Source organism: Microbacterium sp. SORGH_AS_0888, from assembly GCF_030818905.1.
Lineage (GTDB): Bacteria > Actinomycetota > Actinomycetes > Actinomycetales > Microbacteriaceae > Microbacterium.
Genome location: NZ_JAUTAZ010000001.1, coordinates 2,213,395 through 2,234,354, shown reverse-complemented (window position 1 = coordinate 2,234,354; position 20,960 = coordinate 2,213,395). Strand labels below are relative to the sequence as shown.

General features: G+C 69.9%; 20 protein-coding genes. 9 read left to right on the top strand and 11 right to left on the bottom strand.

What is annotated here, in order from left to right; genetic code table 11:
- Positions 1-27 precede the first annotated feature (27 nt).
- Positions 28-1,458 carry a CCA tRNA nucleotidyltransferase gene (locus QE381_RS10825; RefSeq protein WP_307218080.1) on the bottom strand — a complete coding sequence of 477 codons (1,431 nt, stop codon included), beginning with the start codon at positions 1,456-1,458 and terminating at the stop codon, positions 28-30.
- A gap of 60 nt (positions 1,459-1,518) precedes the next feature.
- Positions 1,519-2,811 (bottom strand): methyltransferase, encoded by a 1,293-nt coding sequence (locus tag QE381_RS10820; protein WP_307218078.1) that lies wholly within the window; start codon positions 2,809-2,811, stop codon positions 1,519-1,521.
- A 272-nt stretch (positions 2,812-3,083) separates the two neighbouring features.
- On the opposite strand from QE381_RS10820, the gene QE381_RS10815 reads away from it, so the two are divergent.
- The 4 genes from QE381_RS10815 (at position 3,084) to trxA (ending at position 8,243) form a co-directional block, all read left to right on the top strand.
- Positions 3,084-5,192 (top strand): DUF6049 family protein, encoded by a 2,109-nt coding sequence (locus QE381_RS10815; RefSeq protein WP_307218076.1) that lies wholly within the window; start codon positions 3,084-3,086, stop codon positions 5,190-5,192.
- Complete coding sequence (gene murJ, locus QE381_RS10810) at positions 5,189-6,793, top strand: murein biosynthesis integral membrane protein MurJ (protein WP_307218074.1); 1,605 nt, start codon at positions 5,189-5,191, stop codon at positions 6,791-6,793. Before QE381_RS10815 ends, murJ begins: the two co-directional genes overlap by 4 nt.
- Before the next feature lie 84 nt (positions 6,794-6,877).
- Entirely contained in the window at positions 6,878-7,855 is a 978-nt protein-coding gene (gene trxB / locus QE381_RS10805; RefSeq protein WP_307218072.1) for a thioredoxin-disulfide reductase, read from the top strand.
- Between the two features lie 64 nt (positions 7,856-7,919).
- Positions 7,920-8,243, top strand: coding sequence for a thioredoxin (gene trxA, locus QE381_RS10800; protein WP_307218070.1), 324 nt, complete (start codon positions 7,920-7,922; stop codon positions 8,241-8,243).
- A gap of 151 nt (positions 8,244-8,394) precedes the next feature.
- Here the strand turns inward: trxA and QE381_RS10795 are convergent, their stop codons facing one another.
- From QE381_RS10795 to rpmH, 9 genes are all read right to left on the bottom strand, one after another.
- Positions 8,395-8,739 carry a tryptophan synthase subunit alpha gene (locus QE381_RS10795; protein WP_307218069.1) on the bottom strand — a complete coding sequence of 115 codons (345 nt, stop codon included), beginning with the start codon at positions 8,737-8,739 and terminating at the stop codon, positions 8,395-8,397.
- Positions 8,740-8,759: 20 nt separating this feature from the next.
- Entirely contained in the window at positions 8,760-9,698 is a 939-nt protein-coding gene (locus QE381_RS10790; RefSeq protein WP_307218066.1) for a ParB/RepB/Spo0J family partition protein, read from the bottom strand.
- Positions 9,698-10,624, bottom strand: a complete 927-nt coding sequence (locus QE381_RS10785; protein WP_373426936.1) for a ParA family protein — start codon at positions 10,622-10,624, stop codon at positions 9,698-9,700. The genes QE381_RS10790 and QE381_RS10785 overlap by 1 nt, the downstream gene beginning before the upstream one ends.
- Before the next feature lie 154 nt (positions 10,625-10,778).
- Positions 10,779-11,420, bottom strand: coding sequence for a 16S rRNA (guanine(527)-N(7))-methyltransferase RsmG (gene rsmG, locus QE381_RS10780; RefSeq protein ID WP_307218062.1), 642 nt, complete (start codon positions 11,418-11,420; stop codon positions 10,779-10,781).
- Complete coding sequence (locus QE381_RS10775; protein ID WP_307218060.1) at positions 11,420-11,917, bottom strand: R3H domain-containing nucleic acid-binding protein; 498 nt, start codon at positions 11,915-11,917, stop codon at positions 11,420-11,422. The genes rsmG and QE381_RS10775 overlap by 1 nt, the downstream gene beginning before the upstream one ends.
- Positions 11,914-13,047, bottom strand: coding sequence for a membrane protein insertase YidC (gene yidC / locus QE381_RS10770; protein WP_373426935.1), 1,134 nt, complete (start codon positions 13,045-13,047; stop codon positions 11,914-11,916). Before yidC ends, QE381_RS10775 begins: the two co-directional genes overlap by 4 nt.
- A gap of 3 nt (positions 13,048-13,050) precedes the next feature.
- Positions 13,051-13,413: a membrane protein insertion efficiency factor YidD gene (yidD, locus tag QE381_RS10765; RefSeq protein ID WP_307218058.1), complete on the bottom strand. Its 363-nt coding sequence runs from the start codon at positions 13,411-13,413 to the stop codon at positions 13,051-13,053.
- Positions 13,410-13,745 carry a ribonuclease P protein component gene (rnpA, locus tag QE381_RS10760; RefSeq protein ID WP_307218057.1) on the bottom strand — a complete coding sequence of 112 codons (336 nt, stop codon included), beginning with the start codon at positions 13,743-13,745 and terminating at the stop codon, positions 13,410-13,412. The genes yidD and rnpA overlap by 4 nt, the downstream gene beginning before the upstream one ends.
- A 7-nt stretch (positions 13,746-13,752) precedes the next feature.
- Positions 13,753-13,890, bottom strand: a complete 138-nt coding sequence (gene rpmH, locus QE381_RS10755; RefSeq protein ID WP_022879826.1) for a 50S ribosomal protein L34 — start codon at positions 13,888-13,890, stop codon at positions 13,753-13,755.
- 290 nt (positions 13,891-14,180) lie between these two features.
- On the opposite strand from rpmH, the gene dnaA reads away from it, so the two are divergent.
- From dnaA to gyrB, 5 genes are all read left to right on the top strand, one after another.
- Positions 14,181-15,587, top strand: coding sequence for a chromosomal replication initiator protein DnaA (gene dnaA / locus QE381_RS10750; RefSeq protein WP_307218038.1), 1,407 nt, complete (start codon positions 14,181-14,183; stop codon positions 15,585-15,587).
- 405 nt (positions 15,588-15,992) lie between these two features.
- A complete protein-coding gene (gene dnaN, locus QE381_RS10745) occupies positions 15,993-17,138 on the top strand; it encodes a DNA polymerase III subunit beta (protein WP_307218036.1) in 1,146 nt (381 codons plus the stop codon).
- Between the two features lie 28 nt (positions 17,139-17,166).
- Positions 17,167-18,324, top strand: coding sequence for a DNA replication/repair protein RecF (gene recF, locus QE381_RS10740; RefSeq protein WP_307218033.1), 1,158 nt, complete (start codon positions 17,167-17,169; stop codon positions 18,322-18,324).
- Positions 18,317-18,796, top strand: a complete 480-nt coding sequence (locus QE381_RS10735) for a DUF721 domain-containing protein (RefSeq protein WP_307218031.1) — start codon at positions 18,317-18,319, stop codon at positions 18,794-18,796. Before recF ends, QE381_RS10735 begins: the two co-directional genes overlap by 8 nt.
- A 122-nt stretch (positions 18,797-18,918) precedes the next feature.
- On the top strand, positions 18,919-20,949 hold the full coding sequence (gene gyrB / locus QE381_RS10730) for a DNA topoisomerase (ATP-hydrolyzing) subunit B (RefSeq protein ID WP_307218029.1): 2,031 nt from the start codon (positions 18,919-18,921) through the stop codon (positions 20,947-20,949).
- The last annotated feature ends 11 nt before the right edge of the window (positions 20,950-20,960 follow it).

Below are 20,960 nucleotides of genomic sequence, written 5' to 3'. Positions count from 1 at the left end.
CACGGTCGAGGCGATGCGCCGCCGCGGTCAGGAGCGCGCAGCCCACCAGGCGCGCAGGCGCTCCTCGGCGGCCTCGGGGCCGATCACACCCTCGTCCAGCCGCAGGTCCATGAGGAACCGGTAGGCCTCGCCGACCTCGCGCCCGGGCGGGATCCCGAGGATCTCCTGGATGCGGTTGCCATCGAGCTCGGGCCGCAGCGCATCGAGCTGCTCCTGCTCGGCGAGCTCCGCGATCCGGCGTTCGATGTCGTCGTAGGCGGCGGCGAGGCGGGCGGCCTTGCGCTTGTTGCGCGTCGTGACGTCGGCCCGCGTCAGGATGTGCATCCGCCGCTCGAGCTCGTCGCCGGCGTCGCGCACGTATCGACGCACGGCCGAGTCGGTCCACGCCCCCTCGGCATAGCCGAAGAAACGCAGGTGCAGCTCGATCAGGCGGCAGACCGCATCCGTCGTGGCCGCATCGAACCTCAGCTCGCGCAGGCGCTTGCGCGCCATCCGCGCACCCTTGATGTCGTGGTGGTGGAAGGTGACGGCGCCCCCGGGCTCGAGGCGGCGGGTCGCCGGCTTGCCGATGTCGTGCAGCAGCGCCGCGAGCCGCAGCGCGACGTCGGGCTCGGCGCCCGGGTTCCGGCGCTGTTCGAGCTCGATCGCCTGTCGGACCACCGTCAGCGAGTGCTCGTAGACGTCCTTGTGGTGGTGGTGCTCGTCGACCTCGAGCCGGAGTGCGGGGATCTCGGGAAGGAACTCGTCGATGAGTCCCGTCTCCACGAGCAGGCGGAGTCCGCGCACGGGATCATCGGTCGCGAGCAGTCGCACGAGCTCGCCCTGCACGCGTTCCGGGCTCACGATCCGCAGCGACGCACGCATCTCCGCCATGGCGGCGAGCGCATCCGGGTCGACCTCGAACCCGAGCTGGGAGGCGAACCGGGCGGCTCGCAGCATCCGCAGCGGGTCGTCGCCGAAGCTGATCGCGGGCTCGGCCGGGGTGCGCAGCACCCCCCGCACGAGGTCCTCGACGCCGCCGGTCGGGTCGACGAGGGTCGGACCGGGGATCCGCAGCGCCATGGAGTTGACGGTGAAGTCTCTTCTGACCAGGTCTTCTTCCAGCTTGTCGCCGAACGAGACCGTGGGCTTGCGCGTCGCGCCGTCGTAGCTGTCGGCCCGGTACGTCGTGATCTCGACCTGTTCGCCGCGCACACGCGCGCCGATCGTCCCGAACGCGCGTCCGATGTCCCACTGCGTGGAGCTGATCGGCGTGACGATCGCGAGGATGTCGTCGGGCCGCGCGTCCGTCGTGAAGTCGAGGTCGTGGGCGCCGACGCCGCGCAGCGCGTCACGCACGGGACCGCCGACGATCGCGAGCTCGTGGCCTGCGTCCGCGAACGCCCGGCCGAGCGTCTCGACGACGGGGGATGCCGCCAGCGCACCCAGTCGCGCCACTCCCGCTGCCATGTCGATCACGGATTCGAGCCTATCCGGCCCGCGCGAGGGCACATCAGCGGCGGCGACGGACGCCCCCGCTCAGTCGAGCGTGAGGAAGCCGCAGAACAGCAGCTCGCGCACGCGCGGGAGGATGTCCGCCCGGAGCTCGGCCGCACCGACCTCGAGCAGATCCGCCACGGCGTCGATGAGGGCCCCGAGCGGCAGGTCGCCGTCACAGGCGCCCACGACGGCCGCCAGCGCGGGATCGACCGCGACCGTGCGCCCGAGCCCGCCGCCCTGGCGCAGCTCGATGACCGACGGCGCCTCCTCCCCGGGCACATGGTGCCGGGCCTCGGTGACGTCCGGCGCCACCCGGCACGCGGATGCCGCGAGTGCGACGTCATCCATCCGCTCGAGCCCCTCGTGCACCGCGAGCGCGGCGGCCACGTGGGCGCCGAGCCACTCGGATCCGACCTGCTGCCCCACCGCCTCGACGCGCCGCAGTGCCGGGTCCGATGCCGTCACGATGACCCACCCCATCCCGAGCTCCGACACTCCTCGGTCCTCGAAGTCGTCGAGCCAGGCGGCGAGGAGGTCGTCGTACTCCGCGCTTCCCGGCAGGGTGCCGCCGTCGCGGATCCACAGGTGCGCGTAGGCGGCCGGATCCATCCGTTCCCGCTCGACGACCCACGTGCCCACCCCGGACGCCCACCCGGCGACGCGGTCGGCGGCGCCCTCCCAGTTGCCGAGCACGCGCGCCTGTCCACCGGGGGCGAGATGCCCCGCGAGCCCCGCCACGACCTCGGCCATGAGCGCGTCGCCGGAGCGGCCCCCGTCGCGGTACTCGTAGCGCGTCACGCCCGCGCGTCGCGGAGTGACCACGAACGGCGGGTTGGACGCGATGAGCGCGAACCGCTCATCGGCGACGGGATCGTACAGGCTCCCGTGCCGCGTCTCGACGCCGTCCAGCCCGTTGAGGGCGACGTTGACCGCCGTGATCCGCAGCGCGCGTTCCGACACGTCGGTCGCGACGACGCGGTACCCGCGCAGGCGCAGCTCGAGGGCGATGATCCCGCACCCGCAGCCGAGATCGAGCGCGAGCCCGGATCCGGCACGCGGCAGCAACGAGGTGAGCGTACGTCCGGCACCGCCCACGCCGAGCACATGATCCGCACGCAACGGCGACACCCCGGCCATCTCGTCGCGATCGCTCACGATCCAGCCGTCGACCCCCGCCGGACCGAGGGTCTGCGGACGCAGGACCAGCTCGGGCACGACCTCCTCGCCCACCGCGCGCAGGATGCCGAGCTCCTCCGCCGCGCGCAGGGTCGCCGCATCCCATCCCAGCGCCCCGCGCGGAACCCGGTCGCCGAAGAAGAGGAGGCGTGCCACGGCGGCCTCACCCTCTCCCGGCGGGCGAGCGCCCGTCGGGCCGGTGCCGCATCCCCGCGGCGGAGGGCGGCATCCGCGGCGGGCCCCCACAGCCGCGCGAGCGCGGAGGTCGTGTAGCCGGTCAGCGCGGCGGCGAGGAGCGGGGCGGCGGTAAGGTCCACGGCTCCATTCAACCGTCGGTCGACGCGACGCCGCGCCTCACCGGGCCCACAGCGGCGTCACCGTAGAATCTCTCGCAGCGCGCCCGCACATCGCGCGCCACTCCCACCAGCATGAGCCCGACCTCAGCCCACGCGGGCACAATCGCGACGCGCCTCCGGCGAGGCGCTCTGGCGATCGTCGCGACGGTCGCCCTGCTGGCCGGTCCCGCGATGGCGACCGCGGCCATCGCGGCCGCGACGCCGTCACCGAGCGCCACCCCGAGCGGCGAGGTGACGGCGACCCTGTCCCCGGTCGGCAACGGCGTGGTGCCGGCCGGCGCGTCGTTGACGGCCACGCTGACCGTGACCAACGGCACGGGCGGCGGCATCGGCGGCGGCACCGCGAGCCTGTCGCTCGGGACAGCGCCGCTGGCCGACCGCGCTGCGCTGCAGGACTGGCTCGGCGGCGGCACGGCACCGGCGAGCGCGCCCGTCGCCACGGCCGAGCTCGCGCCCGCGGCGGCGGGCGCCACCAGCTCGGCCTCCTTCGTGGTGGCCGGCGACGACGCATCGCTCGCGGGACGCGCTGCCGGCGTGTACGCGCTCTCCGCGACCGCCGGCGGGCTCTCCGCCCGCAGCGTCGTGGTCGTCCCCGCCGGCACGCCCGCGGCGGTCGGGGTCATCGTGCCCATCACCGCCGACGCGCTCACGACCGGGCTCCTGCCAGCGAGCCGTCTCGCGGAGCTCACCGCCGCCGACGGGGAGCTGACGGCGCAGCTCGACGCCGTCAGCGGCACACCGGCGATCCTCGCGATCGATCCGGCGATCCCCGCCGCGATCCGCGCGCTCGGCTCCACGGCGCCTCCCTCCGCGTCCGCCTGGCTCGCTCGGCTGGAGTCGCTGCCCAACTCCCGCTTCGCGCTCCAGTTCGGCGATGCGGATGTCTCCGCCCAGCTGGCGGCGGGCCTTCCCACTCCGCTGCAGCCCACCGCGCTCACCTCGGCGCTCGACCCCGCGAACTTCCGCGCCGAGCCCACGCCCGCGCCGAGCGCGACGCCGACCACCCCGACGGCCGCCGTGCCCGACCTCGCAACACTGCTCGACATCGGGACGGCGGTGCCGAACGTCTACTGGCCCGTCACCGGGAGCTCCTCGGCGGCGGCCGTCGACACGCTCTCCCGAGCCGCACCGGGCGCCCTCACCCTCGTGCCCTCCGCCGGGACGGCGGCCGGCGGCGGCGAGTCGACCGTGATCGCCCGCGGCGTGACGGCGGCGGGTGCCGACGTGCTCGTCTACGACTCGGCGATCTCGGCGGCGCTGCGCGACGCGGCGGAGGCGACGGATGCCGCGACCCGCGGGAACGCGCTCGCCACGGCGGCCGGAACGCTCGCGTTGGCGACGGCCTCGGCAGCCGGCAACCCGCTGCTGGTGGTCGTCGACCGTCCCTCCGCGCCCACGCGCGCGGGGCTGCGTGCGGCGATCACCGATGTCCTGGCAACCGCCGGCGTCACGCCGATCGATCTGGCCGCGCTCGCGGCGGCACCAGCGCAGACCCTCACCCCCACCGATGGAACGGTCGCCGCGGACCGGATCGATGCCGTCCACGCGCTGCAGGCCGCCTCGGACCAGATCGGCGCCTTCGCCACGGTCCTCGAGGATCCGAGCCTGCTGACGGGCGCGGAACGCGCCACCGCGCTGCAGCTGCTGGGATCTGCCTGGCTCTCGCAGCCCGACGCGTGGCGTCAGGCGCTCTCCGACCACGCGCAGAAGACCGCGCAGACCCTGGCGTCGGTCGCGATCGTCCAGCCGACATCCGTCAACCTGCTGAGCGCGGACGCGACACTGCCGGTGTGGATCCACAACGAGCTGCCGTATCCCGTCAACGTCGTGCTCGTCTCCGCCCCCGACAGCCTGCGCCTCGCGGTCGAGCGCGAGACCCCGATCACCGCGTCCGCGGCCACCTCGGCGGGCGCGAGCAACACGTCGGCGAAGGTGCCGGTCCGCGCCCGCATCGCCAACGGCGAGGTCCGGATCGGCCTGAGCCTGCGCAGCCCCGCCGGCGTTCCGATCGGCACCGCGCAGCACATGGATGTCAACGTCCGCGCCGACTGGGAGAAGTACGGGCTCGTCCTGCTCGCCGTCCTCGTCGCGGGCTTCCTCACCGCGGGCGTCGTGCGCACGGTCCGCCGCCGTCGGCGTGCCGCCGCCGACCGCCCCATCGACGGCGAGGACACTCCGTGAGCGGTCTCGGGCGCGCCAGCGTCGTGCTCGGCGCGGGGACGCTCGTCTCGCGCATCACCGGCCTCATCCGGTCGATCGTGCTGGTGGGGGTGATCGGCTCGCAGGCGTCCCGCGTCGGCGACGCGTTCATGATCGCCAACCAGCTGCCCAACAGCATCTACGCGATCATCTCGGCGGGCGTGCTGACGGCGGTCATCGTGCCGCAGATCGTGCGCGAGTCCGCGCGCGAGGACGGCGGCAGGCGCTTCCTGTCGGCACTGTTCACCGCCAGCACCGTCATGCTCGTGGTCGTCACGCTGATCGCGACGCTGTGCGCACCGCTGCTGATCTCGGTCATCGCGTCCAGCACGTGGACACCGGAGCAGCACGCACTCGCCACGGCGTTCGCCTACTGGTGCCTGCCGCAGCTCCTCTTCTACGGCCTCTACGCGCTGCTGGGCGAGGCGCTCAACGCACGGCGGATCTTCGGTCCCTTCACCTGGGCGCCCGTCGTCAACAACATCGTGTCCATCGTGGGCTTCGTCGCCCTCATGGTCGTGTTCGGCACGGACCTCACGGACGTCTCACAGTGGACGCCGGAGATGATCGCGCTGCTCGGCGGCACGGCGACGGCGGGGATCGCCCTGCAGGCGCTGGTGCTCGTCCTGTTCTGGCGGCGCACGGGGCTCCGCATCCGCCCCGACTTCCACTGGCGCGGTCTCGGATTCCGCATGATGGCGCGGCTCGCCGGCTGGACCGCGCTCATGGTCATCGTGAGCGAGATCGCCGGGCTCGTGCAGACACGGCTCGTCACCGAGGCGTCCGGTACCGGCTCCTCGGTCGCGGTCATGCAGAACGCGTGGCTCGTGCTGATGCTCCCGTACTCGGTCATCGTGCTCTCGATCGGCACGCCTTACTTCACGCAGCTGAGCGAGCACGCCTCCCGCGGCGACACCGCGGCCGTGCGCGGCGACATCCTCGGCAGCATCCGCCTCATGGGCCTGTTCGTCGTCGCGGCCGCCGTGGCGCTCGTGGTCGCCGCCGTCCCCGCCACGCGCGTGTTCGTGAACTCGACGGGGGATGCGGTCGGCGCGGCCCCCGTGCTCCTCGCCTATCTCGTGGGGCTCGTGCCGCTGGGCGTCATCTTCATCATCCAACGCACGTTCTACGCCTATGACGACACGAGGACGCCGTTCCTGTTCACCGTGCTCCAGGGAGCCCTCGTGGTGGGAACGGCCTGGATCGCCTCGGCGACGCTGCCGCCCGAGCACCTCGCGGCCGGAATCGCGCTCGGTCAGTCGCTCGCGAGCCTCACGCAGCTCGTCGTCGCGGCCCTCCTGCTCCATCGGCGGATCGGCGGCATCCACGCGGCGCAGTGGCTCGTGTCGCTCGGCCGCTACGTTCTCGCCGCGATCCCGGCGGCGATCGTCGGCTGGCTCGTCTACACGTGGTCGGGCGGGGATGCGGGCTGGATGGCGGCCGAGAAGATCAACGGCGCCGCGGGTGCCGCCGTCATCGGCGCGGCCGTCGGCGTCGTGTACCTCGGGGCCCTCCTGGCTCTCCGCGCACCCGAGCTCGGTCCCGCGATCGCGGTGGTTCGCCGTGTCCTCCTCCGCCGGTGAGCGGTTCCGCGTGACGAAACCGCTCATGGTCGCGGAATGCGCCGCGACTAGCATGTGTTGAGCATCTCGGACAAGGAGAACCACGTGCGACAGCTCATCATCATCGGCTCGGGCCCCGCGGGCTACACCGCCGCCATCTACGCGGCGCGGGCCAACCTCAACCCGCTCGTCATCGCGAGCTCCGTCGAGGCCGGCGGCGAGCTGATGAACACCACCGAGGTCGAGAACTTCCCCGGCTTCCCCGAGGGCATCATGGGCCCGGACCTCATGACGAAGATGCAGCAGCAGGCCGAGCGCTTCGGCGCCGAGATCGTCTACGACGACGTCGTGTCCGTCGACCTCGACGGCCCGGCGAAGAAGGTCGTGCTCGGCAGCGGCGCGGAGCACAGCGCGGACGCGCTCGTCTACGCGACCGGCTCCGCACCGCGCAAGCTCGGGATCGAGGGCGAGTCGCGGCTCTCCGGGCGGGGCGTCTCGTACTGCGCGACCTGCGACGGCTTCTTCTTCCGTGAGCGCACGATCGCGGTCGTCGGCGGCGGCGACTCGGCGTTGGAGGAGGCCACCTTCCTCACCAAGTTCGCCTCCAAGGTGTACCTCATCCACCGCCGCGACGAGCTGCGCGCCTCCAAGATCATGCAGGAGCGCGCCTTCGCGAACGACAAGATCGAGCTCGTCTGGAACAGCGCGATCGTCGACATCGTCGGCGAGGACGCCGTGACGGGCGTCGTGCTGGAGGACACCGTCGACGGATCCCGCCGCGAGCTGACCCTCGACGGCGTGTTCGTCGCGATCGGCAACGACCCGCGCACGCACCTCGTGCACGGCAAGCTCGACCTGACCGCGGAGGGCACGGTCTGGGTCGACGGGCGCTCGTCGCGCACGTCGGTGCCGGGCGTCTTCGCGGCCGGCGACGTCATCGACCCCACCTACCGTCAGGCGGTGACGGCGGCGGGCAGCGGCACGGTCGCGGCCCTCGACGTCGAGCACTACCTCGCCGGTCTGGGCGAGGCGGGCGTTCCGGACGCCACCGCCGATCAGATCGAAGGCCTGCCCGCCGTCTGACGGGAACAAGGCCGCCATGCCGCACGTTCACCACAACACAGATGTCCCATCTAAGGAGAAACCCATGACCGCCAAGGCAACCAGCTCGAACACGTGGACGGAGGACGTGCTCGAGGCCGAGGGTCCCGTGCTCGTCGACTTCTGGGCGGCATGGTGCGGCCCGTGTCGCATGGTCGCTCCGGTCCTCGACGAGATCCAGTCCGAGAACGCCGGAAAGATCACGATCCTCAAGCTCAACGTCGATGAGAACCCCGACCTGGCGATGAAGTACCAGATCACCTCTATCCCGGCGATGAAGGTGTTCCAGGGCGGCGAGGTCAAGACCACGATCATCGGCGCCAAGCCGAAGTTCGCGCTCGAGCAGGATCTCGCGCCCTACCTCGGCTGAGACCGCTCCGACGAAGCCCGCTCCCCTCGGGGGCGGGCTTCGTCGTGTTCTGCGACATCCGGATCAGGCCATCTCGCCGATTCAGGACGTTTGTGGGCGATGGTCTCCTGTCCTCGCCGTATGGCCTGATCCGGTGATGGGATGTCGCGGGTCAGGAAGCCTCGGAGCGCACCGTCGCATCCCACCGTCGATGCGTGTTCGTCTCACCGAGCAGTCGCCACACCGCGGTCGTCAGCGGCGGATAGTCCAGCGCGATCTGACGCAGCACACGATAGTGGCGCGCCGCGGTCGGCTTGCCGCCACCCGCCTCCGCGATGTTCTCGGCGCGCAGTGTGAACACGACGAGCTCGTCGACCGAGGGCAGTTCCTCCATGAAATCCCAGGGGTCCTCCCCGGCGCGCAACCGCTCGGCGATCAGCACGGAGAGCTCGTCGGTCGCCTCGGCGCGCAACAGCTCGAGGCTGGCACGGCGGCGGATGCGGTCGTCCGGAGTCACCCGATCAGCCTACGCGTCGCTCAGGAACCGAGGGCGTCCTCGCCCAGCTCCGCAAGGATCCTGTTGAGATCCTGAATTGTCGCGAAATCTATGTTGATCTGGCCTTTTCTCGCTCCTAGGCTGATCTTGACCCGAGTGTTCAGACGGTCGCCGAGGCGCTGTGCCAGCTCATCGAGGTGTGCGCGACGGGCGCCCGCCTTGGGCGCGGGCGACTTCGGCGCCGGGGCGCCCTTGGCGACCGCCTCCGCCGCTCGGACCGACAGATCCTCGTTGACGATCTTGTCGGCCAGCCGCTGCATGCTCTCCACGTCGACGAGGGAGAGGATGGCGCGCGCGTGTCCGGCCGAGAGGACCCCGGAGGCGACCCGCTGCTGCACCGGCACGGGCAGACGGAGCAGCCGGATCGTGTTGGAGATCTGCGGACGTGAGCGTCCGATGCGCGTCGCGAGCTCCTCCTGCGTGATCCCGAAGTCCTCCAGGAGCTGCTGGTACGCCGATGCCTCCTCGAGCGGGTTCAGCTCCGAGCGGTGGAGGTTCTCCAACAGCGCGTCGCGGAGAAGATCCTCATCGGCCGTCTCCCGAAGGATCGCGGGGATCTTCTCGAGTCCCGCCTCGCGGGCCGCCCGAGTACGGCGCTCTCCCATGATGAGCTCGTAGACGCCGTCCTCGCGCTGACGCACGACGATCGGCTGGAGCACACCGAACTCCCGCACGCTGTGCACCAGCTCGGCGAGATCGGCCTCGTCGAAGACCTTCCGCGGCTGTCGCGGATTGGGGACCACCTCGCGCGGGTCGACCTCGATGAGCCGGGTGCCGGGAACCTCGACGAGCTCCTCCGCCACGGACACCGGCTGCACCGCGCCCGGGAAGAAGACGTCGACGGGTCGCGCCTCCGCCGTGTCGGTCGAGGTCGGGATCAGCGCACCGATCCCCCGTCCCAGTCCGGTCCGCTTCGCCATCAGGATTCCTTTCCGTTCTCGGCCGCCGCACCGCGCGCCAACATCTCCACCGCAGCCTCGCGATACGCGACCGCCCCCGCAGATCCCCCGTCATAGGCGATCACGGTCTGTCCGAAGCTCGGCGCCTCCGACACACGCACCGATCGGGGGATCACCGTCCGAAGGACTTCATCACGAAAGTGATCGCGCACCTCGTCGGCGACCTGCTGCGCGAGGCGCGTGCGGGCGTCGTACATGGTCAGCAGGATCGTCGAGACGCGCAGGTCCGGGTTCAGGTGCTTGCAGATCATCTGCACACTGCCGAGCAACTGGCTGAGCCCTTCCAGAGCGTAGTACTCGCACTGGATCGGGATGAGGACCTCGGTCGCCGCGGTGAAGGCATTGATGGTGAGGAGGCCGAGCGAGGGCGGGCAGTCGATCAGCACGACGTCGGGGCGCTCGGGCGTCGACGCGAGGTAGGCCTCCAGCGCACGGCGGAGACGGTGCTCGCGCGCGACCTGCGAGACGAGCTCGATCTCGGCACCTGCGAGGTGGATCGTGCTCGGCGCACAGAGCAGCTTCGGCGACTCCGGGCTGACCTGGACGATGTCCGCGAGCGGAAGATCGTCGATCAGGACGTCGTAGATGCTCTGGACGTCGGCGCTGTGGGGGACTCCGAGTGCCGTGGAGGCGTTGCCCTGCGGGTCGAGGTCGATCACGAGCACGCGCGCACCGACCGATGCGAGCGCGGCCGCGAGGTTCACGGTCGACGTCGTCTTGCCGACGCCGCCCTTCTGATTGGACACCGTGATCGTGCGGGTCTGCGCCGGCAGAGTCACCGAGACCGCCTCGAGCGCACGGCGTCGTGCGCTCAGATCGGCCAGTTCGCGGGCGAGCGGGGTATCTGCGAAGGATGCGGTCAGTGCCGACTCCTCGGAATGTTTCACGTGAAACACGACTCCTCTCGTCCGCCCCGGTTCGCGGCATCCACTCTAACGATCCGACCTGTGCGACGAGCCGGTGGTGTCACGCCGAGCACAGAGCTCTCGGTGCGTTCGACGGCTCGCACTCCGTGCACCGCTCGATGTTTCACGTGAAACATCACCGGCGTACACCGGCGCGCACGACGCGCGTCGGCTCCGAGATCACGCCGTCACCGACGATCTCGACGCGGACGTCGCTGAGTCGCGCGGCGCGGATCTGCTTCGCCGCCTTCTCGATCTCGGCCGAAGCCCCGACGCCCTTCATCAGCACGAGCTCACCGCCGTCGCGGACCAAGGGTGCCGTGAGGGGGATCAGTGTACGCAGCGCCGAGACCGCGCGGGCAGTGACCGCGTCGAAGACCGCGCCACCGTTCCAGTCCTCGCTGCGTGCTCGGACGACGTCGACATTCTCCAGCTCGAGCTCGGCGACCTGCTCGGTGAGCCACACCGTCCGCCGCTCCATCGGCTCGATCAGCGTCCACTCGACATCCGGTCGCGCAATGGCGCACACCAGACCGGGAAGCCCCGCGCCCGAGCCCACATCAGCCACGCGACCCGAGAACAGCGGGGCGATGACGGCACTGTTGAGCAGGTGGCGAGTCCACAGCCGGGGGAGCTCGTCAGGGCCGATCAGACCGCGGAGCTCACCCTCACGCGCGAGGTTGACCGCGAAGGCGCGAGCCCGTTCGAGCCCCGCCCCGAAGACGACCGCGGCCGACGACGGCTCCGGCTCGATGGATGTTTCACGTGAAACATCCATCACGGGCGACGGATGACCGTGTGGCGCTGAGGCCCCTCGCCATAGGACTCCGACACGAGTCCACGGTCCGCCGCGATGTCGTGGACGAGCTTGCGCTCGTAGCTGGACATCGCGGGCAGGGAGGCCTGGGACGCGCCGTCCTCGAGACGCTCCGCCGCGCGATCCACGAGCAGCTCCAGCTCACGCCGACGCGCGTCGCGCGAACCGGCGATGTCGAGGATGAGGCGGGAGAAGTGACCCGTGCGGTTCTGGACGGCCAGTCGCGTCAGCTCCTGCAGTGCCGCGACCGTGTCGGGGTCGGAGAGTCGATCGAGCGACGTGTCCTCGACGGACTGCACGGACACATAGGCGCGGCCGTTGCGGACGTCCAGGTCGAGATCGCCACCGATGTCGGCGATGTCCAGCAGGCCCTCGAGGAAGTCCGCGGCGGCGTCGCCCTCCTGCTCGAGGCTCTCCAGCGAAACGGGCGCGTCGGCGACGTCGGGCGCGTCGGTCATCGGTTCTCTCCCGGGTCGGAGGCGGCTACGCCGCCGGATGGGTTCTTGGTCTGTCCGGGCTGCTTCGTCCCCTGCTTCTTGGCACGCTGCTTGCTGACCGGCTGCTGACGCTTGGGCGCTGCCTCGCGCTTGCGCTCGGCCTCCTCGAGCAACCGCTGCTGCTCGGCCTCGTACTTCTCCATGGAGATGACGCGGCCCTGTGCGTCGAGAGCCTTGCCACGACGTGCGAGGCGCTCCTCCCGCTGCTTGGCCGCATCCGAGCCGGGCGTCGGCATGTTCCGGATGACCATGAACTGCTGCACCATCGTCCACAGGTTGCTGATGAACCAGTAGACGACGACACCGAGCGGGAAGAACACGCCCGAGAAGATCATTCCCAGCGGGATGATGAAGAGCATGATGCGCTGCATCTGATACGCCTGGCCGGTCTTCGCCTCGGGCGACAGGTTCTTCGAGATGATCTGCAGCTGCGTGTAGAACTGCGAGCCGATCATGAGCACCACGAGCGTCACGAGGATGGCGACGGTCGCCTCCCACCCGGCCTGGTGGTTCTGCAGCGAGTTCGCGAGCGTCTCGTGGAGCGAGGCGACACCGAACAGCCGGGCCTCGTAGAACTGCTCCGTCAGACCCGCGTCGAGCAGACCGACACCGCCGATGCCCGCCGTCGCGTGCTGGGCGACGTCATGCAGGACCGAATAGAGCGAGAAGAAGATGGGCATCTGCACGAGCAACGGGAGGCAGCCCGACACCGGCGAGGTGCCGTTCTTCTTGTACAGCGCCATCGTCTCGCGGCTCATCGCCTCGCGGGACAGCTGATCCTTCTTGCCGCGGTACTTCTCCTGGATCTTGCGCAGCTGAGGCGCGATCTCCATCATCTTCCGCTGGCTCTTGATCTGCTTGACGAAGAGCGGGATGAGGGCAGCACGGACGACGATGACGAGGCCGACGATCGAGAGCACCCAGGTGATGCCGTCGGCAGCGCCCATCCCCATGCTCGTGAACAGCCAGTGCCAGACGACGAGGATGAGCTCGACGACCCACTTGAGCGGCCAGAGGATGGTTCCGAGCAGATCGAAACCACCCCCGCCGGCCGCAGACGGGGAGGGGGTTGCCGCAAGCAGCTCCAGCAAGGATCAGTCCTTTCCGAGTGGGGACGGCACGACGAACCCGTGAGGGGTCAGTGCGTACCGGAAGTTCTGGTTCACGGGCACGTCGTCGACGCCGCCGGCCGCCCAGGGGTGACACCGCGCGATCCGAGCGGCCGCGCGTGCCGCTCCTCTCACCGCGCCGTACTGCTGGACGGCGGTCACGGCGTACGCGGAGCACGACGGGTAGTACCGGCAGACGTCGCCGTAAGCGTGCGAGATCGTGGCGCGGTAGCCGTGAAGTGCCGCGAGCACGATGTTCCGCGGCGCGAGGGGGATCGAGCGCATCCAGTGCTCGGCATCGAACCGGGCGTCGCCGACGGCGGAGCGGGGGAGCGTCGCGGTGCTCATGCGGCCACCCGTCGAAGACAGCGCGACACATCGTCGCGGAGGTCGCGGTACGGCGCGTCGGCGGAGCGGGGTAGCGCCCTGATCACGACCTGTGCCCCCGGTGCGAGCTGGGGCAGCGCCTCCGCGCAGATCGCCTTGAGACGGCGACGCACCGTGTTGCGCACGACGGCCGAGCCGACCTGCTTGCTGACGATGAAACCGAACCGGGTCTCGCCGTCCGACGCGTGCGTGACCGAGTAGGCCACGGCATGCGCACCGCTGCAACGGGCGCCCCGACGAACGACGGCCCGATAATCGGCGCCGTCGGTCAACCGGTTCGCCCGCGGAAGCACGGAGGCGTCAGGCGGAGAGTTCGGTACGGCCCTTTGCGCGACGTGCCGAGAGGATGGCACGTCCCGCACGGGTACGCATGCGGGCGCGGAAGCCGTGCTTCTTGGCGCGGCGGCGGTTGTTGGGCTGGAACGTGCGCTTGCTCATGGGATCACTCCGGATCGGATGCCCGCGCCATTGTCATGGCGTCGGCGGGGGACGGTTCTGCCACGAGGGCATAAGTCAACCGACTAAGGCTACGACGTCTGTCCACAGAACTCAAATGAGCGCAAAGAGCAATTATCCACATGAGTGTGCACGGCGACTGCCGGACACGCCCAGGTGCTTACAGTGGAGTTTGCCCTCAGAGTGATGCCTGACTAGCGTGTCACGGGCAGTTATCCACAGGTTTCGGACGTGAGTGCACATCTTCGTCCACAGAGCGCTCGAGAGGCGAGATGCCAACGCAGGAGATCCCGGACGTCCCGGTCTGGAACTCGATCCTCGCACTTCTCGCCGACGACGACCGCGTCTCGCCGCAGATGCACGGCTTCCTGAGCCTGGCGGTCGCGCAGGGCGTGATGGCGGGCACTCTCTACCTCGAGGTGCCCAACGAGCTGACCGCGGCCCAGCTGAACAAGCGACTGCGCGTGCCTCTGCTCGAGGCCCTCGCCCACTCGGGTGACGAGACGGTGACCTCCTATCGCGTCGTGGTCAACCCGGAGGTCGAAGACGTCCTGGAGCCGGCTGCGCCCTCGGCCCCTCGTCGCGAGCAGGCCGCCGCCGCCCCCCCTCCGCCCGTCGAGACGCCCACGGCCGCTCCGCTGCGCTCCGACACGCGGCTCAACCCGAAGTACACCTTCGACCGTTTCGTGATCGGCCAGTCCAACCGCTTCGCACACGCCGCGGCGGTCGCCGTCGCCGAAGCGCCGGCGAAGGCCTACAACCCGCTGTTCATCTACGGCGACTCGGGGCTGGGGAAGACGCACCTGCTCCATGCGATCGGCGACTACGCGCTGAGCATGTACCCGGGCGTCCGGGTGCGTTACGTCTCGAGCGAGGAGTTCACGAACGACTTCATCAACTCGATCGCGAACAACCGCGGCGCGGCCTTCCAGGCCCGGTACCGCGAGGTCGACATCCTGCTGATCGACGACATCCAGTTCCTCCAGGGTCGCGCCGAGACCCAGGAGGCGTTCTTCCACACCTTCAACCAGCTGCACGACCACGACAAGCAGGTCGTCATCACGAGCGACGTGCCGCCCAAGCACCTGACCGGCTTCGAGGACCGCATGCGCAGTCGCTTCGAGTGGGGCCTCATCACGGACGTACAGGCCCCGGACCTCGAGACGCGCATCGCGATCCTTCGCAAGAAGGCCCAGAACGAGCGCCTGCAGATCCCCGACGAAGTGCTCGAGTACATCGCGAGCGTCGTCTCCAGCAACATCCGCGAGCTCGAGGGCGCCCTCATCCGCGTGTCTGCGTTCGCGAGCCTCAATCGCTCGGCGCTCGACATCTCGCTCGCGCAGACCGTGCTGCGCGACATCGTCGACCAGGACGACACGAACGTCGTCTCGCCGACCGACATCATCGCGGCCACCGCGCAGTACTTCAAGCTGTCCGTCGACGACCTGTACGGATCGAGCAGGTCGCAGGCCGTCGCGATCGCACGGCAGATCGCGATGTACCTCTGCCGGGAGCGAACGAACCTCTCGCTGCCCAAGATCGGACAGCTGTTCGGCAACCGCGACCATACGACGGTGATGTACGCCTACAAGAAGATCAGCGACCTCATGAAGGAGCGCCGCTCGATCTACAACCAGGTCACCGAGATCACCTCACAGCTGGGACGCGTCGGCCGCTGAGCCTCCCTCGCGCGAGTGTGAAGCACCGACTTGACACGCGGCGCGCGCGGCCGCATCATGCGCTTCTGCACAATGTGGACAACTTGTGGATAACTGTTGATCGCGGGCCCAAACGTGTGAACGAACGGGGCCAGCCTGTGGAATCGGCGCCGAACCGCAGCGGACCGAACAGTGGCGCATCCGCCGTCTCTCCGCAGCCGCTCCACATCTCACACGGATGTAGTTCCGTTGCCACGAGAGCGATCCGCCGACTTATCCACAGTTCCCACAGCCGTTAACACCATGACAGACCTCTCTCTAGGAGAAGCTCGCTCGATCACCTTGAGCGGCCGAGCCCCCTCGCTGCGCCGCGACGCCGCGCCCGGCTAGCATGGGAGCTCCCAACCCGATGACGAGGGAGAGTCCGTGAGATTCCAGGTCAACCGCGATGTGTTCAGCGAAGCGGTCTCTTTCGTCGTGAAACTGCTCCCGCAGCGCAACCCGCAGCCGATCCTGGCGGGCGTGCTCATCGAGGCGACGGATGCCGGGCTCTCCCTGTCGGCCTTCGACTACGAGGCGTCGGCGCGCACCACGATCGACGCGACGGTCGACGAGCCCGGCACGATCCTCGTGCACGGCCGGCTGCTGTCGGACATCGCGAGCCGCCTGCCCAACGCCCCCGTGGAGATCGCCGTCGATGACGACGGGATCCTCCTCACGTGCGGGTCCGCGCGCTTCACCCTCGCATCGATGCCGGTGCAGGAGTATCCCGCGATCCCCGAGGTGTCCGGCGAGTCCGGTCTCGTCCCCGCGGAGCTGTTCGCCACTGCGATCGCGCAGGTCGCGTTCGCGGCGTCCCGCGACGACGTCACCCCCGTGCTCACCGGCGTCCAGCTGGAGGTCTCCGGAACCCGTCTCAGCCTGGTCGCGACCGACCGCTACCGGGTCGCGCTGCGCGACGTCCCCTGGGACGGCGGCAGCTCCTCGACCGAGGAGGCCACCGCGCTCGTCCCGGCACGCACGCTGCAGGAGGTCGGGAAGACCTTCTCGCACGGGGAGAACATCACGGTGTCCTTCTCCGGCTCCGGGGACCGCGAGATCATCGCCTTCACCTCGGGCAACAAGACCGTCACATCGCTGCTCATCAAGGGGAACTTCCCGCCCGTGCGCCGACTGTTCCCGGAGCAGACCGACCACCACGCCGTCGTGAACACGGCCGAGCTGGTCGAGGCCGTGCGTCGCGTCGCGCTCGTGCTGGACCGATCGGCGCCGCTGCGCTTCACCTTCGGCGCCGACGGCGTCGCGATGGAGGCATCCGGCACGGAGCAGGCCCGGGCGACCGAGCAGGTCGACGCGACGCTGACGGGCGAGGAGGTCACGCTCGGGCTCAACCCGCAGTACCTGCTCGAGGCGCTCGCGGCCGTGCGCAGCGAGTTCACGCGGATCACGTTCACCTCCAGCGACAACGCGAACAAGCTGAGCCCGATCCTGGTCACGCCGCAGACGTCGGTCGACAAGGGCGGCGAGGACACGTTCAAGTACCTGCTGCAGCCCAACCTCCTGCTGCGCTGACGTCGGGGCCCGCGGGTAGGCTTCCCCGGTGATCGTGGAGCAGCTGAGTCTCGTCGACTTCCGCAACTACGTCTCCGCGGATGTCGCCCTCGTCGCCGGCTCCAACCTCTTCGTCGGCCGCAACGGTCAAGGCAAGACGAATCTCGCAGAGGCGATCGCGTTCCTCGCGACACTCGGATCGCATCGCGTGTCCGCGGATGCTCCGCTCGTCCGGGCCGGTGCGGACGCTGCTTTCGTCCGCGCCCGGCTCGCACACGGCGAGCGTCGCGTGACGCTGGAGGTCCAGATCGCCCGCCAGGGCGCGAACAAGGCCCGGGTCGGCGGATCGCCGGTGCGCACCTCGGAGCTTCCCCGGTATGCGCAGGTCGTGCTGTTCGCGCCGGAAGACCTCCAGATCGTGCGCGGTGACCCGACATCGCGCCGCCGGTTCGTCGATCAGCTGCTCGTGCAGCGCCTTCCCCGCATGGCGGGGGTGCTCGGCGACTACGACCGCGTGCTCCGGCAACGCACCGCGCTCCTGAAGTCGGCGCGATCCCGCGGCGTACGGGGCGATGCGCTCTCGACACTGGATGTGTGGGACGACAAGCTCGTGACCCTCGGGGCTCAGATCATCGACGCGCGCGCGGCGCTCACCGCCGATCTCCGTGCACCGGTCTCGCAGGCGTATGCGGCGATCGCGGGGGCCGATCACCAGCCCGAGCTCGAGTGGGCGACCTCGATCTCCGGCGGCGACCCCGAGGAAGGGGCGGATGCGGACTCCCCCTCGCGTGCGCTGGGCGACACGGCCGCGCAGTTCCGCTCCGCCCTCGCGCTGCGCCGCGGCGCCGAGCTCGACCGGGGGCTGACGCTCGTCGGGCCGCACCGCGACGACCTGGTCCTGCGGATCCGCGGGCTCCCGGTGAAGGGCTACGCGTCGCACGGCGAGTCGTGGTCGGTCGCGCTCGCGCTTCGACTGGCGTCCGCCGAGCTGCTGCGAGCCGAGTCGATGCTCGGCGATCCGATCGTGATCCTCGACGACGTCTTCGCCGAGCTCGACGCCGACCGTCGTTCCCGGCTGGGCGAGCTCGTGGGCGGCTTCGAGCAGGTGATCGTCACGGCTGCGGTGGAGGCTGACATCCCCGCCGGACTCCGCGGCCGCATGGTCCGCGTCGAAGCCGGGACGATCAAGGGGGTCGGCGATGAGTGACGAGATCCCCGAGACGCTGGCGACGTATCTCCGACTGCGAGGACTCGAACCGCGCCCGACGGCACGTCGCCGGCGGCGACGTCTCGATGACGACGAGAACGCCCCGTTCTCCGCGGGCCGCGACCCCAGAGGGCTCGGTGAGGTGCTCTCGGGCTGGACCACGGAGGTCGGCTGGGAGCACGAGCTCTCGCGCGAGGACCTCGTGCGGCGCTGGGCCGAGGTCGCCGGCGCCGAGACGGCGGCGCACACCCATCCGGTCTCGCTCGAGCGCGGCGTGCTGACCGTGCGGTGCGACTCGACGGCGTGGGCGAAGCAGCTGCGGCTCATGCGCGCCCACATCGTGACGACGATCGGCGAGCGGTTCTCCGAGGCGGGGGTCGAGGACGTGCGCTTCGTAGGGCCCGACGTCCCTTCCTGGAAATGGGGCACCAGAGCCGTTCCAGGGCGCGGTCCGCGAGATACCTACGGCTGACGCACGTCCGTGGGTGCCTCGAGCTCTTTCATCACGCCACACGGGCGCACAAGCCCCCGCGCCGATCCGCCGCGCGATAGACTCGTAGTCAACTGTCTACCGATCCGGAGCGCTCGAAACCTATGACGAACGATATCCCCGCCGACGTTCCGGAACCGACACCTCCCACCGACACCCGGGGCGACTACGGGGCAGACGCCATCCAGGTGCTCGAAGGCCTCGAGGCGGTCCGCAAGCGGCCCGGCATGTACATCGGCTCGACCGGCCCCCGCGGCCTCCACCACCTGGTCTACGAGATCGTCGACAACTCGGTCGACGAGGCGCTCGCCGGGTACTGCGACACGATCGAGGTCACGATCCTCGCCGACGGCGCCGTGCGCGTCGTCGACAACGGCCGCGGCATCCCCGTCGACCCGCACGCCTCAGACCCGCGCAAGTCGACCGTGGAGGTCGTGCTGACGGTGCTCCACGCGGGCGGGAAGTTCGGCGGTGGCGGCTACGCCGTCTCGGGTGGCCTGCACGGCGTCGGGTCCTCGGTCGTCAACGCGCTCTCGCGCCGGCTCGAGGTCGAGATCCGCCGGCAGGGTCACGTCTGGCGCCAGTCCTTCCGCGACGGCGGCGTGCCCGCGGGCCCGCTCGAGCGCGGCGAGGAGACCGACGAGACCGGAACGGTCATCACGTTCTGGCCGGACCCGACCATCTTCGAGACCATCGACTTCGACTACGACACCCTGCGCACACGGTTCCAGCAGATGGCCTTCCTCAACAAGGGGCTGACGATCGCCGTCCGCGACGAGCGCCCCGACTCGGCCTCCGAGGAGGACGTCGACGGCAAGCCGGAGCTGCGTCAGCCCGCGGACCGGTTCCTCTACGAGCGCGGGCTCGTGGACTATGTCGAGTACCTCAGCAAGGGGCGCAGAGCCGAGTCGGTGCACCCCGACATCATCGACTTCGAGGCCGAGGACTCGGTCCGCAAGATCTCCGTCGAGATCGCGATGCAGTGGACGACGTCCTACACGGAGAACGTCTTCACCTACGCGAACGTCATCAACACGCACGAGGGCGGCACGCACGAGGAGGGGTTCCGGGCGGCCCTGACGACCCTCGTCAACAAGTACGCCCGCGCGAACAACCTCCTGAAGGAGAAGGACGACAACCTCTCCGGCGAGGACGTGCGCGAGGGTCTCACCGCCGTCATCTCGGTCAAGCTCTCCGAGCCCCAGTTCGAGGGCCAGACCAAGACGAAGCTCGGCAACACCGAGGCCAAGGCGTTCGTCCAGAAAGTCGTGGGCGATCAGCTCGGTGACTGGTTCGACCGCAACCCCGCGCAGGCCAAGAACGTGATCCGCAAGGCGATCGATGCGGCGACGGCCCGCATGGCGGCCCGCAAGGCGCGTGAGACGGCCCGCCGCAAGAGCGTCTTCGAGTCGGCGTCCATGCCCGACAAGCTGAAGGACTGCACGAGCAAGGACCCCTCGATCAGCGAGATCTTCCTCGTGGAGGGCGACTCGGCCGGCGGCTCCGCCGTGCAGGGGCGCGACCCGCACACACAGGCGATCCTCGCGCTGCGCGGCAAGATCCTGAACGTCGAGCGCGCGCGCCTCGACCGCGCGCTCGGCAACAACGAGATCCAGGCGATGATCCAGGCCTTCGGCACCGGCATCGGCGAGGACTTCTCGATCGAGAAGGCGCGGTACCACAAGATCGTCCTGATGGCGGATGCCGACGTCGACGGTCAGCACATCACGACGCTCCTCCTGACCCTCCTCTTCCGCTACATGCGCGGGCTCATCGAGGCAGGTTACGTCTACCTGGCGCAGCCGCCGCTCTACCGCCTGAAGTGGTCGAACTCGCCGCACGAGTACGTCTACTCCGATCGTGAGCGCGACGCGCTGCTGGCCGATGGGATCGCCGCGGGCAAGCGCATCCCCAAGGACAACGGGATCCAGCGATACAAGGGTCTGGGCGAGATGAACGCCAAGGAGCTGTGGGAGACCACGATGGACCCGACGACGCGGACCCTGCTCCAGGTCACCCTGGACGACGCGGCCGCGGCGGACGAGATCTTCTCCACGCTGATGGGCGAGGACGTCGAGTCCCGCCGTCACTTCATCCAGCGCAACGCCAAAGACGTGCGCTTCCTCGACATCTGATCCCGTCGAGA